The following is a 12,182-nucleotide window of genomic DNA, read 5'->3' as shown; positions in this document are numbered from 1 at the left end:
GTTCCGCAATGAAGCCGAATACGCGGCGCAGCTGTTTACCCATCGCTTCGGCGCGACCGCACACGCACTGGTGCTGGAAAACAACCCCACCACCTTGCAAACGCATCCGCTGGCCAGTTGGAGCAACCTCGAAACCACCCTCGACCAGCTCGCCGCCGTAATGAACCCGGAGCAGGACATCCTGGTGCTGTACATGACCTCGCATGGGGATGAAGACCATAACCTGCTGGTCGACATGGACCCGTTGCCACTGGACCAAATTGGCGCGCCCGACCTGGCCGGCATTCTGAAAAAGCGCCCGTTCAAATGGAAAGTGGTGGTGGTGAACGCCTGCTACTCCGGCGGTTTCGTGCCCGACCTGCGCGGCCCGGGCACGCTGGTGCTGACCGCAGCACGCACCGATCGCAGCTCGTTCGGCTGCGGCAGCGATTCGGACATCACCTACTTCGGCAAAGCCTGGCTGGTGGATGCGCTGAACAAGACCGACAACTTCGTCGACGCCTTCCAGCTTGCCAAGCGCGATATTTCCGGCTGGGAGCAACAGGACAAGCTCACGCCATCCGAACCGCAGATCGATGTCGGCGCGGGGATCGCGCAGCAACTGGCTGCGTGGCGCAAGGAAGTGACACCGGGGCCGTCGGTGCCGTTCGTGCCGCCGCCGCCCTCAACGGGGAATGCGACGGCGGCTGCAGGTTCACGGTGAACCCCAACGTTGCCATGCGCATCCCGCCGTTGGGGTTCGCATGCGCTCACCACCAACGACCTAGCCGTGCCGCTCCACCAACACCTGCGCCACATCGGCGAGCCCGAAGCCGCGCGCGCGCAGCAAGACGGTGAGATGAAACACCAGGTCGGCGGCTTCGCCTAGCAATTCCTCATCGCCCTGCGCCACGGCGGCCAGCGCCGTTTCCACGCCTTCCTCGCCCACCTTCTGCGCAATCCGCCGCGTGCCGCCGTCGAACAATTTCGTGGTGTAACTGCCTTCCGGCAATTCCCTTTTGCGGCTTTCCACCAGCGCATCCAACTGCGCCAGAAAACCCAGCGGCGGCCGTACTTCATTGCCGAAGCAACTGCGGGTACCAAGATGGCAGGTGGGGCCATGCGGATCGGCCAGCACCAGCAAGGTGTCGCCATCGCAATCCACGCGGATCGACTTCAAATGCAGGACATGTCCCGAGCTTTCGCCCTTGGTCCACAGACGCTGCTTGCTGCGGCTGTAGAACGTCACCTTGCTGCTGGTCTGCGTGAGCGCCAGCGCTTTCTGGTCCATGTAGCCGAGCATCAGCACCTCGCCGGTCAGCCAATGCTGGACGATGGCGGGTACCAGGCCGTCCGCCTTCTTCCAGTCGATCTGTTCCAGATCAAGTGAATCGAAATTGCTGGTGAGGTCATGCATGGCCGGCTGTCTCTTGCAAGCGAATAACGATGCCTTCCTGCTGCAGGTAACGCTTGAGCGCAGGAATGGCGATGGCGCCGCTGTGGAAAACGCTGGCCGCCAAAGCACCATCAACACGAGCCTGCGTGAAAACATCGCGAAAATGCTGCGGATCCCCGGCGCCGCCGGAGGCAATCAGCGGCACCGTGCACAGGCTTCGCGCGGCGGTCAGCTGCAGCAGGTCGTAGCCCTGGCGCACGCCGTCGGTATCCATGCAATTGAGCACGATCTCACCCGCGCCGCGGCGCTGCGCCTCCACCATCCAGTCCAGCGTGCGCCGCGCCAACGAACGCGTCTTGGACGGATCGCCGGTGTACTGGCGCACGCGCCACTCGCCATCCGTATCGCGCATCGAATCGATGCCCACCACCACGCACTGCACGCCGAACGCGGCGGCCAACTCGTCGATCAGTTCAGGACGCTCCAGGGCCGGCGAGTTGATCGACACCTTGTCCGCACCGGCATGCAAAACCTCGCGCGCATCCGTCACCGAGCGGATACCGCCCGCCACGCAAAAGGGAATATCGATCACGCGCGCCACGCGTTCCACCCAGCCGCGATCCACGCGGCGCCCTTCCGGGCTGGCGGTGATGTCGTAGAACACCAGCTCGTCGGCGCCCTCGTCGCGGTAGCGCAGCGCCAGCTCGACGATCTCGCCCATCACCACGTGATCGCGAAACCGTACACCCTTGACGACCTTGCCGTCGCGCACGTCCAGGCAGGGAATGATGCGGCGGCTTAGAGTCTGTTTACGATCCATGCGTAGTCCCTGTTGCGTCTGAGCGGTCGTCAGGCGGTGGTGCGTGGCGCAGCGCCAGACTGGCCGTCTGGTCAAGCCGCGCGCCATCGCATGGCGACCGCTCCGACGCAACCCTTTGGGCCGAGCGCGGGCTGCGCAGGGATCGTAAACAGACTCTTAGCATGCCAGGGCGTCCTCCAGCGTAAAGCGCCCTTCCAGTAAGGCGCGCCCAAGAATCACGCCGCGCGCGCCGGCCTCGCGGGCCGCGCGGATGTCGTCCAGCGAACGCACGCCGCCGGAAGCCTGCACCGCCAGTTGCGGCACCACCTGCGCCAGGTGACGGTAAAGTTCCAGGTTGAAGCCGGCCAGCATGCCGTCGCGCTCGATATCCGTGCACAGCAGATGATGTGCACCGCGTGCGGCGTACCACGGTGCCAGTTCGTCCAGCGTGCGCGCTTCGTCTTCCGTCCAGCCGGCGCTGGGCAAGGTCCAGCGGTTTTCGCGGCGGCGCGTGTCCAGCGCAATGGTGAAACGCGCCGCGCCATGCTTGTCCAACCACTGCGCCACGCGCTCCGGCTCGCGGATCGCCACGCTGCCTACCACCACGCGGCTTACCCCGGCATCGAACAGCCGCTGTACGTCTTCCTCCGCGCGCACGCCGCCACCGGCCTGCACCTGCATGCCCGCCTTGGCGAGCGCTTCGATAGTCGAAAGGTTGGCGAGGTTGCCGCCACGTGCACCGTCCAGGTCCACCACGTGCAGCCAGCGTGCGCCGGCGTGTGCATAACGCATCGCCAACTCGCTTGGCGCATATGTGTATTGCGTTTCCTGCGCGTAATCGCCCTGCCGCAGGCGGACCACTTGGCCGTTGCGCAGATCGATGGCTGGGATGACCTCAACGTTCATTCTCTTCAGCTCTTATTTCTGATGTGCTGGCGTGGTGCATACATTCTCCATCCCATCCGGCCGTCATTCCCGCGAAAGATTAATGGCACTAACTTAAGCGTGTATCCCGACGCTTGTAGTGATGTGCACCCTCCCCTGCGAAGTAGGGGAGGGTTGGGGTGGGGTGCGAGCGCAGCGAGCGGCAAGAGCCTGACGTTGCCACATGGCTTCTTGTTATCAGAAGCCATGGCGACATCCGGCTGCACGCTAAAGGACAAGCAACCCCACCCCAGCCCTCCCCTACTATCGCAGGGGAGGGGGCACATCCCGGCAAGCCATGGAGCAATGACGCTTAAGTGAGTGCCATTATTCTTGAGATGGATTCCCGCTTTCGCGGGAATGACGGTCGTTAGGGACATTAAAGTTCCAGAAAATTCTTCAACAGCTTCGCCCCCACCTGCGCGGAGCGTTCCGGATGAAACTGCATCCCATGAAAATTCCCGCGCGCGATCACCGCGGAGAACCCGCCGCCGTAATCGCTGCTCGCCAAACTGTAGTCACCCAGCGGCACCGCATAGCTGTGCACGAAGTAGGCCCAGTCGCCCTCTTGCAGATCTTTCAGCAAGGGGTGGTCGGCCACCCGCGAAAGGCGATTCCAGCCCATGTGCGGCACGCACAGTTCCGGTGTTTCCTGGAATTTGCGCACGGCGGCGGGAATCACGCCCAGGCACGGGGTATCGCTTTCCTCGGAGTGCTCGCACAGCAGTTGCATGCCCAGGCACACGCCCAGTACCGGCTGGGTCAGCGATCGGATCACCTCCACCAGGCCCAGTTCGCGCAGGCGCGCCATGCCGGGCTGCGCCGCACCCACGCCAGGCAGGATCACCTTGTCCGCTGCGCGGATGCTTTCGGCATCCGCCGTCAACGCGGCATCCACGCCCAGCCGCTGCAAGGCGTAGCGCACCGAACCGATATTGGTGCCGCCGGCATCGACCAGGACCACGCTCATCACAAGGTTCCCTTCGTGCTCGGCAATTCATCGCCTTCGCGGCGGATCGCCTGGCGCAAGGCGCGCGCGGTCACCTTGAAACACGCTTCCACCATGTGATGCGCGTTGTCGCCCTGCACGCGCAGGTGCAGGTTGGCCCCCAGCGTGTCGCACAGCGAACGGAAGAAGTGCGGCACCAGTTCGGTCGGCACGTCGCCCACGCGCTCGCGCGGAAACTGGCCTTCGAACACGAAGTACGGGCGTCCGGAAAGATCCAGCGCGGCGCTGGCCAGCGACTCGTCCATCGGCAGCGTAAAGCCGTAACGGCCGATGCCGCGCTTGTCGCCCAAGGCCTGTCGCAAGGCCAGCCCGAGGGCGAGCGCGCAATCCTCGATGGTGTGGTGCTCGTCCACCGTGGTATCGCCATCGCATTGCAGCTGGAGCGCAAAACCGCCGTGCTTGCCGATCTGTTCCAGCATGTGATCGAAAAAGCCCAGGCCCGTATGGGCGACCGGCTCGGACTGCGCATCCAGGTCCACGCGCACCTTGATGCGCGTTTCCTTGGTGTTGCGCACCACCTCCGCCATGCGCGGCCGGTCGAGCAGCTGATGCGCCACCGCCTCCCAGCTGATGCCGTTGGGCCCGACGCGGAAGCCGCGCACGCCCATGTTGGCGGCAAACAGCAGATCCGTTTCGCGATCGCCCACCATCGCCGACTCGGCCCGCGTCCAGCCATCGTCCGCCAGGTAATCGCACATCATGCCGATGCCCGGCTTGCGCGTGTCCAGACCTTCGTGCGGAAAACTGCGATCGATCAGCACTTCGCGAAAGCGCACGCCTTGCGAGGCGAGAATGCGCATCAAAAGCTCGTGCGGGCCATCGAAATGCGCTTGCGGAAAACTGTCGGTACCCAGGCCGTCCTGGTTGGTCACCATCACCAGTTCGTAACCGGCCGCCACCAGGCGCTGCAGGGCGGCGATCACGCCGGGCAGCAGGGCGAGCTTTTCGTAGCTGTCGATCTGCTCGTCGGCCGGCTCCTCGATCAGGCAGCCATCGCGGTCAACAAAAAGAATCTTGCGGCTCATATCGTTACCTATACCGATCCATCGGCAGCACGCCGATCATCCGCTGTCATGTGCTCCAGGATGGCCAACACCTTGGCATTTTCGTCCGGGGTGCCGATGGTGATGCGCAATGCATCCTGCAGCTTGGGATAGCGCCGTACATCGCGCACCACGATGCCGGCTTGCAGCAGGCGCTGATATACCGCCGCCGCGTCGTCGAAGCGCACGGCAAGGAAATTGGCATCCGAAGGCAGCACCGCCCGCACGCCAGGCAAGGCGACCAGCGAGCGGCGCATGAAGGCGCGTTGCTCGCGCACGATCGCAATATGCGCACGCGCCGCCGCCTGTCCCGGCAGCGACAGCGCGGCCAACGCTGCCGCCACGCACGGCAATGGCAGCGGGTACGGCGGCATGATCCGCCGGATCAGCGCGATCACTTCCGAGTTGGCCACCAGGCTGCCGATGCGCGCACCGGCCAGCGCCCATGCCTTGGACAAGGTGCGCAACACGGCGATGTGTTCGTAACGCGCGATCAAGCCGATCGCGCTGGGCTGGTCGGAAAATTCGATATACGCCTCGTCCACCACCAGCAACGCCTTGTCGGCCAAGGCCTGCGCCACCTGCTCGATGTCCGCACACGATATCGACCTGCCGCTGGGGTTGTTCGGCGTGCACAGAAACACCAGCTTCACCGCCGGCGTGACCGCCGCCAGCAAGGCCGGAATATCCAGGCTGAAATCCTCCGCCAGCGGCGCTTCGATCACCGCCGCATTTTGAATGCGCGCGCAGACCGCATACATGCCGAAGGTCGGCGGCTGGATCACGATGGCATCCTGGCCGGCACGGCAAAACGCGCGCACCAGCAGATCGATCGCTTCGTCGCTGCCGCGTCCCACGAACAATTGCTCGGCTTGCACGCCATAGAGGTTCGCCAACGCCTGCAACAAAGGTTGCGGCTGCGGATCGGGATAACGGTTGCAGCCGGCGCCGGCCTCGCCCGTCGGCTCCCACGCCGATTCATTGGCATTGAGCATGATTTGGCCGCCGCTCGCTTCCATGCGCGCCGAGGAATACGGCTGCAGCGTGCGAAGCTCCGGCCGCGCGAGATCCAGCACGCTCATACGCGCGCCCCCAACGTCGCCAGGCGCAGCGTAACGGCGCGCCGATGCGCTTCCAGCTGCTCGGCCGCCGCCAGCGTGGCCGTGCACGGACCGATCGCGCGCAAGCCGTTGGGATCGAGTTCCTGCACGGTGATCTGCTTGAGGTAACTGGCCACCGACACGCCACTGTAGCTGCGTGCATAGCCATAGGTGGGCAACACGTGGTTGCTGCCGCTGCAGTAATCGCCGACGGATTCGGGCGTCCACGCCCCCACGAAAACGGAGCCGGCGCTTTCGACGCTGGCCACCAGCTCACGCGCGCCACTCACCTGCAAAATCAGATGCTCCGGCGCATAGCGATTGCTGACTTCGACGGCCTGTGCGAGAGATTGCACTTCAATCAGGCGACTCTGCTCCAAAGCCTTTTCTGCAATCGCGCCGCGCGGCAATTGCGCGCATTGGCGATCCACTTCCGTCGCCACCTTGTCCAGCAGGGCGGCGGATGGACTGACCAGCACCACCTGCGAATCCGGCCCGTGCTCGGCTTGCGACAGCAGGTCGGCCGCCACGAACACCGGATTGGCCTGCGCGTCGGCAATCACCAGTACCTCGGACGGCCCGGCGGGCATGTCGATGGCGGCGCCGTTCGGGTCGGACGACACCTGCAGCTTCGCCTCCGTAACCCAGGCATTGCCGGGGCCGAACAGTTTGTCGCAACGTGGCACGCTGTGCGTGCCATACGCCATCGCGGCAATCGCCTGCGCACCACCAAGCTTGAACACGCGATGCACACCTACCGTACGCGCCGCGAACAAGACGGCTTCATCGCAGGTACCGTCGGCGCGTGCAGGAGAGCACAGCACCACTTCGCGGCAACCCGCAATGCGCGCAGGTACGCCCAGCATCAGCGCGGTGGAAGGCAACGGCGCACTGCCGGCCGGCACATACAGGCCCACACGACTGATGGGACGAAGAATGCGCTCGACGCGCACGCCAACGGCGGTATTCACGCCGACCGGTTGCGGCGCGGTGGCGCGGTGAAAAGTTTCGATACGCTCGGCGGCTTCACGGATGGCGGCTTTCAGTTCCGGCGCCAGCTTGGCCTCGGCGGCGGCGAATTCCGCTTCGCCCACCTCGATGACATCCAGCGTGCAGCGGTCGTAACGCGCCGAAAGCTCGCGCAGCGCCACATCGCCCTTGGCGCGCACCTCGGCGACGATGCGTTCCACGCCATGGCGGAGCTCTTCCGCGCGTGATTGGGTGGGCCGCGCCAAGGCGTCGTTACGCTCGGCCTCGCTCAAGGTGTTCCAGTCGATTCGCTTCATGTCGGGCTCTTAAGCAAGCATCTTCTCGACCGGCAGCACGAACATCTCGCGCGCACCGGCCTTCTTGATTTCTTCCAATTGGCGCCAGCTCACCTCGCCGGCGCACAAGGCCTGCAACATCAGCTGATCGGGCTGGCCTGCCACCGGCAGCAAGGTCGGTTGCGGGCCGCCGGGCAACAAGCGGGTGACCGCTTCGAGCGTATGGCGCGAGGTCTGCAGCAGCAGCAGGCGCGATTCGCGCACCTGGATCACGCCATCCAGGCGCTTGAGCAGGAGTTCGATCATGTCGCCGCGCTCATCGATGGGCAGCACCTCGGGGCCGGCCAATACCGCTTCGCTTTGCAGCAGCACGTCCGTTTCGCGCAATTGGTTGGCGACCAGGGTGCCACCGCTTTGCACCAGATCGCAGATCACATCGGCGGTGCCCAGCTTGGGCGCGATTTCCACCGAACCGGCCAGCGTAATGATGCTGGCGTCCACACCTTGTTCCCGTAGCCAGCCGCCAAGCAGGCCCGGATACGAGGTGGCGATGCGCAAGCCGGCAAGATCACTCGGCCCCGCGTAGTCCACGTCCTGCGGCACGGCAATGGAAAGCCGGCAACGGCCAAAGCCCAGCGAACGCCATTCAGTGAGCGTGGCGGCACCATCGCCGGCAGTGCCCTTGAACTCGCTGAGCACGTTGCGTCCGACGATGCCCAGATCGCACACGCCTTGTGCGATCAGCCCGGGAATGTCGTCGTCGCGCACCAGCAGAAGATCCACCGGCTCGCCTTCGCCAAAACAGAACAGCTTGTCGCGGCTCTGGCGGAACGTGAGGCCGCAGCGATTGAGCAGGTCCAGCGCCGGCTCGGTCAGGCGGCCGGACTTCTGCATGGCGATGCGCAAACGATCCCGTGGTTTCATGCGCGCGCCCTTTTTGCCGCCGCACGGGCGCGCGTCGCACGCGCCGCCGCGGCGAGATAACCACCACTGCCCTGGTTGAGATAGCGCGCCACGCGCCCGATGGTGGTGATGCTCACCGCGGTGCGTTCATGGATCTCGCGGTAGGACACGCCTTCCAGCAAGTACGGCACCACCCGCCAGCGATCCACCAGCACCTCCAACTCGGCCGGCGTGCACAGGTCGTTGAGGAAGGCGTTCATTTCTTCCGCGTTCTTCAGCGACAGCAAGGCGCGGCACAGGCTCAGCCTGGCGGATTCTTCGGGGGTTTCGGGGTCGATCGATCGGCGCTTCATAATGTACTAACGCGTTAATACAGTGGAGCGCATTGTAGTGATCCCTTCCGGCCGATGCAAGCTCATGGCCCGGATGACGATCCCGGCCTGCCTTGATCCGGCACCTGTATCATGCGGCCCTGCCTCGACAAGGAGACGTTATGAATTACGGCACTTCCCCCGCCATACGCCCCGCTGCCTACATGATGACCATCGCAGTCATCGCATTCGCTGCCGTATGCGGCGCCGCGCAGTTCTGGCGCACCGATCTGAACCCCATCGACGTTCCGCTCAGCATCTATCTCACCGGCCCAGGCGGCGCGTATGTGCGCATGACGTATTACCTGATGGGCGTTGCGCTGATCTTCTTCGCCGCGGGCGCCTATCGCGCCACCCACCGGTCGCAGCGCAGTGGCCTGGCGCTGGTGCTGTTCGCCGCATCGGGCGTGTTGCTACCGATCGTGGCGGCTACCGAACTGTTCAAAGGCACGCCGCACGAGAGCGTGGCCGGCCTGGTTCACGGCCTGTGCGCGCAGGCGACCTTTCTGATGCTGAGTTTCGGCATGCTGTTGCTTTCCAGCCGCTGGCGCCGTGATCCGCGGTTGCATGCAGGCCGCTACCTGGGCCTATCACTCGCATGGCTGGCTACGGGCGTGCTCTGGCTGCAGACCTTCATGCGCACGCTTCCGCATGGCTTGATGCAGAAGCTGCTGATCGTGCTGATTCTGCTGTGGCTAGCGTGGGCTGCACGCCAAATGCTGCGCGCAGCCCGCTCCCGCTACGCAAGTCTTTAAGGGCACTTCTATAAATTGCATTCAAGCGAAGTGGGCATCTGGATCATCGCGACAAACGGTTCCCTCCCCTACTCCGCAGGGGAGGGAACGCATCGCGGCGAGTATCAAGTTGCACCGGCTTGTCACGCTATTAGACGCGTAACGGGCTGCCCTTTAAGCGTTTGCAAACGCCCGCTTCTGCACCAGCTCGCACACCGTGCGCACATCGCCGTCCATCGCACGATCGCGGTGCATGAAGCCGATCTTTTCGCGCAAGGTTTCGTACGCCTTGCGCACGGCTTCGCCGGCGTGGAATTCGCCTACCTCGGCCAACTGCGCGGTCAGCCGCTTCACTTCCTCGACGAACTGCGCGTAGTGCGCGTGTTCTTCGCGCGGCGCGTTGATGACCTTGGAAGCCAGCGCCTGCCAATCGCCGCGGGCGGCAAGGCGCCGCGCCGCGTTGAGCATTTCCTGGCGGTAATCCAGCGCCTGCGCCGCGGTATACAGCTCCAGCGCCAGCACGTGGCTGAGGTCTTCGGTCATTTCCAGCACGTGACGCGCTTCATTGGCGCCCATGGAAACGTGATCTTCGGCATTCGCGCTGGTCGGCACCGAATACACGCTGGCCGGATGCGCACGCGTCGCCAGATCGTTTACCAGCGCCGCCGCGGTGTACTGCACGATCATGAAACCCGAATCGGTGCCATCTTCATTGCCGGTGAGGAAGGCCGGCAAGCCGTCGTTGGTGGCCGGATCGACCAGCTTGTTGAGGCGCCGCTCGGAGATCGAGGCCAGCACCGGAATCGCCGCCTTCACGTAGCTCATCGCCAGCGCCAGCGGCATGCCGTGGAAGTGGCCCGCTGAAATCACCTGCTCTTCGATGTGCTGGGCTTCGGTGTTGTCGGGGAAGATCAGCGGATTGTCGGTGACCGCGTTCAATTCGATATCGATGACGCGGCAAGCCTGGGCCCAGGCATCGCGCACCGCACCGTGCACCTGCGGCATGCAGCGCAGGCAATACGCATCCTGCGGCTGATGCTTCTTGCCGCCCTTGAACGGCAGGAAACGGCTGTAGAACGCCTCGCGGCCGTGACGCTGGTTGGCCGGCACCCAATCCCAGCCGATGTCGAAGCTCAAGGCCTGGTCTTCCGGCGTGCTCCACGCCTCGGCGCTCCAAGGGCGGAAGCGCGGCACCAGGTGATACGGAATGTCGACCAGGGTGGAACCGGTGAGCAGGCCGCGCACGTGCTCGGCCGCCTGCACCTGCCCCGGATGCGGACGCAATGCATGCACTTCCGGGCGCAAGGCGCCACTGCGACCGGCAAAGGCATCCAGCGTCATCGACGCGGCCAGATCGGCCACGTTGAGCAGGTATTCCAGCGCATCCAGCGCCAGTGCGGCGGTAGCCAGCATCTGCGCCGTGCCGTTGTTGAGCGCCAGGCCTTCCTTGAAGGAAAGGCGGATCGGTTTCAGGCCGGCACGCTGCAGCGCCTCGGCGCCCGGCAAACGCTCGCCCTGGTAGAACGCTTCACCGCCGCCCAGCAGCACGATGGCCAGATGCGACAGCGGCGCCAGGTCGCCACTGGCGCCCACGGAACCTTTCTCCGGCACCACCGGAATCACGTCGCGGTTGAGCAGTTCGGTCAACGCTTCCAGCGTCTCGACGCGGATGCCGGAGTGGCCGCGCATCAGCGTGTTGATGCGGATCACCAGCAAGGCACGCACCACCTCGGCCGAGAACGGCTTGCCCACGCACACCGCATGGGTGGTGATGAGGTTGTGCTGCAACTCCTCCAGCAGCGTGCCTTCGGGCTTGTGCGGATTGCCGCCCGGCAACTCGTCGCGCAAACGATAGGCACCCAGCAACTTATCCGCATTGCTGCCGAAGCCGGTCGTGACACCGTAGATCGGCTCGCCGCAGCTCACCTTCTCCGATAGAAAATCCGCCGTGCGTTTTACGCGCACCAGTTGTCCGGCGTCGAGCCGCACGCCATAACCATGGCGCGCCACGGCAACGAGTTGCTGGCGGCTGAGGCTGTTGCCGTCGAGAAGGATGGTTTGGTTCACAAGGGCTCCAACATGTTGTCGAATGAGTTACTCGCGCAGTTGCGTAGGCTGGGATGGCCATCCCAGCATCGGGACGGAGGCGAAAGGAGAAGCCGAGGCGCGTGAAGCCTCAGCCCATCACCGCCGCCTGTTCCAGCTCCACCCGCAGCGTCTTCACCAGCTCGGTGCGCGCCACTTCGAATTGATCTTCGCGCCGCAAATCCTTCACCGTCACCACGCCCTTGGCCAGCTCATCCTCGCCCAGCACGATCACGAAGCGGATACCGGCGCGATCGGCATACTTGAACTGCTTGCCGAGCTTGCCGCCCTCCAGCACCACCTCGGTGGCGATGCCGGCCGTGCGCAACTCGTTCGCCAGCGCCAGGTACGCGGGCAGTTGCGTGGCATCCATCTGCGTCACCAGCACGTCCACCGTGCTGCGCGCCGTGTTGATGAGCCCGGCCTCGCGCAACTGCCAGTAAAGGCGCGTCAGCCCGATGGAAATGCCCACGCCCGGCAAGTGCGACTTGGTGTACTGGCCGGCCAGGTTCTCGTAGCGGCCGCCGGAACAGATCGAGCCGATCTGCGGGTGGTCGTTGAGCGTGGTCTCGTA

The 12,182-nt window shown here is 64.5% G+C and carries 13 protein-coding genes; 2 read left to right on the top strand and 11 right to left on the bottom strand.

The genetic code is table 11. The features are described from left to right. The coding region (locus tag VMA74_RS12685; RefSeq protein ID WP_325367475.1) for a C13 family peptidase at positions 1 to 703 on the top strand (703 nt) is incomplete at its 5' end. 60 nt (positions 704 to 763) lie between these two features. On the opposite strand, the gene hisIE is transcribed toward VMA74_RS12685, so the two are convergent. From hisIE to VMA74_RS12640, 9 genes are all read right to left on the bottom strand, one after another. Further along, positions 764 to 1,396 carry a bifunctional phosphoribosyl-AMP cyclohydrolase/phosphoribosyl-ATP diphosphatase HisIE gene (gene hisIE / locus VMA74_RS12680; protein ID WP_325367473.1) on the bottom strand — a complete coding sequence of 211 codons (633 nt, stop codon included), beginning with the start codon at positions 1,394 to 1,396 and terminating at the stop codon, positions 764 to 766. After that, positions 1,389 to 2,195, bottom strand: a complete 807-nt coding sequence (hisF, locus tag VMA74_RS12675; RefSeq protein ID WP_325367471.1) for an imidazole glycerol phosphate synthase subunit HisF — start codon at positions 2,193 to 2,195, stop codon at positions 1,389 to 1,391. The genes hisIE and hisF overlap by 8 nt, the downstream gene beginning before the upstream one ends. Before the next feature lie 156 nt (positions 2,196 to 2,351). Continuing rightward, positions 2,352 to 3,080, bottom strand: a complete 729-nt coding sequence (hisA, locus tag VMA74_RS12670; RefSeq protein ID WP_325367469.1) for a 1-(5-phosphoribosyl)-5-[(5-phosphoribosylamino)methylideneamino]imidazole-4-carboxamide isomerase — start codon at positions 3,078 to 3,080, stop codon at positions 2,352 to 2,354. Between the two features lie 397 nt (positions 3,081 to 3,477). Beyond that, on the bottom strand, positions 3,478 to 4,068 hold the full coding sequence (gene hisH / locus VMA74_RS12665) for an imidazole glycerol phosphate synthase subunit HisH (protein WP_325367467.1): 591 nt from the start codon (positions 4,066 to 4,068) through the stop codon (positions 3,478 to 3,480). Next, entirely contained in the window at positions 4,068 to 5,132 is a 1,065-nt protein-coding gene (gene hisB, locus VMA74_RS12660) for a bifunctional histidinol-phosphatase/imidazoleglycerol-phosphate dehydratase HisB (protein ID WP_325367465.1), read from the bottom strand. The genes hisH and hisB overlap by 1 nt, the downstream gene beginning before the upstream one ends. Positions 5,133 to 5,140: 8 nt before the next feature. Then, entirely contained in the window at positions 5,141 to 6,232 is a 1,092-nt protein-coding gene (hisC, locus tag VMA74_RS12655) for a histidinol-phosphate transaminase (RefSeq protein WP_325367463.1), read from the bottom strand. Beyond that, positions 6,229 to 7,536 carry a histidinol dehydrogenase gene (gene hisD / locus VMA74_RS12650; protein WP_325367461.1) on the bottom strand — a complete coding sequence of 436 codons (1,308 nt, stop codon included), beginning with the start codon at positions 7,534 to 7,536 and terminating at the stop codon, positions 6,229 to 6,231. The genes hisC and hisD overlap by 4 nt, the downstream gene beginning before the upstream one ends. A 9-nt stretch (positions 7,537 to 7,545) precedes the next feature. Continuing rightward, positions 7,546 to 8,439, bottom strand: a complete 894-nt coding sequence (gene hisG / locus VMA74_RS12645) for an ATP phosphoribosyltransferase (RefSeq protein ID WP_325367459.1) — start codon at positions 8,437 to 8,439, stop codon at positions 7,546 to 7,548. Beyond that, on the bottom strand, positions 8,436 to 8,771 hold the full coding sequence (locus VMA74_RS12640; protein ID WP_324942845.1) for a YerC/YecD family TrpR-related protein: 336 nt from the start codon (positions 8,769 to 8,771) through the stop codon (positions 8,436 to 8,438). Before VMA74_RS12640 ends, hisG begins: the two co-directional genes overlap by 4 nt. 140 nt (positions 8,772 to 8,911) lie before the next feature. Here VMA74_RS12640 and VMA74_RS12635 point away from each other — a divergent pair, with 140 nt between their 5' ends. Continuing rightward, complete coding sequence (locus VMA74_RS12635) at positions 8,912 to 9,544, top strand: DUF998 domain-containing protein (protein WP_325367457.1); 633 nt, start codon at positions 8,912 to 8,914, stop codon at positions 9,542 to 9,544. 153 nt (positions 9,545 to 9,697) lie between these two features. On the opposite strand, the gene VMA74_RS12630 is transcribed toward VMA74_RS12635, so the two are convergent. Together VMA74_RS12630 and VMA74_RS12625 are read right to left on the bottom strand one after the other, a co-directional pair. Continuing rightward, positions 9,698 to 11,590 carry an HAL/PAL/TAL family ammonia-lyase gene (locus tag VMA74_RS12630; RefSeq protein WP_325367455.1) on the bottom strand — a complete coding sequence of 631 codons (1,893 nt, stop codon included), beginning with the start codon at positions 11,588 to 11,590 and terminating at the stop codon, positions 9,698 to 9,700. Between the two features lie 109 nt (positions 11,591 to 11,699). After that, positions 11,700 to 12,182 (bottom strand): His/Gly/Thr/Pro-type tRNA ligase C-terminal domain-containing protein (locus VMA74_RS12625; protein ID WP_325367453.1); only part of this gene is annotated, 483 nt, incomplete at its 5' end.

It is taken from the genome of Dyella sp., assembly GCF_035508675.1.
In the GTDB taxonomy this organism is placed as follows: Bacteria; Pseudomonadota; Gammaproteobacteria; order Xanthomonadales; family Rhodanobacteraceae; genus Dyella_B.
Note: the sequence above shows the minus strand (reverse complement) of the source record. Positions and strands in the feature narration are given on the sequence as shown.

Excerpts from the sequence above, each read along its gene's own strand:
- hisIE (WP_325367473.1), bottom strand. The coding sequence starts at position 1,396 with ATGCATGACCTCACCAGCAATTTCGATTCACTTGATCTGGAACAGATC.
- hisF (WP_325367471.1), bottom strand. The coding sequence starts at position 2,195 with ATGGATCGTAAACAGACTCTAAGCCGCCGCATCATTCCCTGCCTGGAC.
- hisA (WP_325367469.1), bottom strand. The coding sequence starts at position 3,080 with ATGAACGTTGAGGTCATCCCAGCCATCGATCTGCGCAACGGCCAAGTG.
- hisH (WP_325367467.1), bottom strand. The coding sequence starts at position 4,068 with ATGAGCGTGGTCCTGGTCGATGCCGGCGGCACCAATATCGGTTCGGTG.
- hisB (WP_325367465.1), bottom strand. The coding sequence starts at position 5,132 with ATGAGCCGCAAGATTCTTTTTGTTGACCGCGATGGCTGCCTGATCGAG.
- hisC (WP_325367463.1), bottom strand. The coding sequence starts at position 6,232 with ATGAGCGTGCTGGATCTCGCGCGGCCGGAGCTTCGCACGCTGCAGCCG.
- hisD (WP_325367461.1), bottom strand. The coding sequence starts at position 7,536 with ATGAAGCGAATCGACTGGAACACCTTGAGCGAGGCCGAGCGTAACGAC.
- hisG (WP_325367459.1), bottom strand. The coding sequence starts at position 8,439 with ATGAAACCACGGGATCGTTTGCGCATCGCCATGCAGAAGTCCGGCCGC.
- VMA74_RS12640 (WP_324942845.1), bottom strand. The coding sequence starts at position 8,771 with ATGAAGCGCCGATCGATCGACCCCGAAACCCCCGAAGAATCCGCCAGG.
- VMA74_RS12635 (WP_325367457.1), top strand. The coding sequence starts at position 8,912 with ATGAATTACGGCACTTCCCCCGCCATACGCCCCGCTGCCTACATGATG.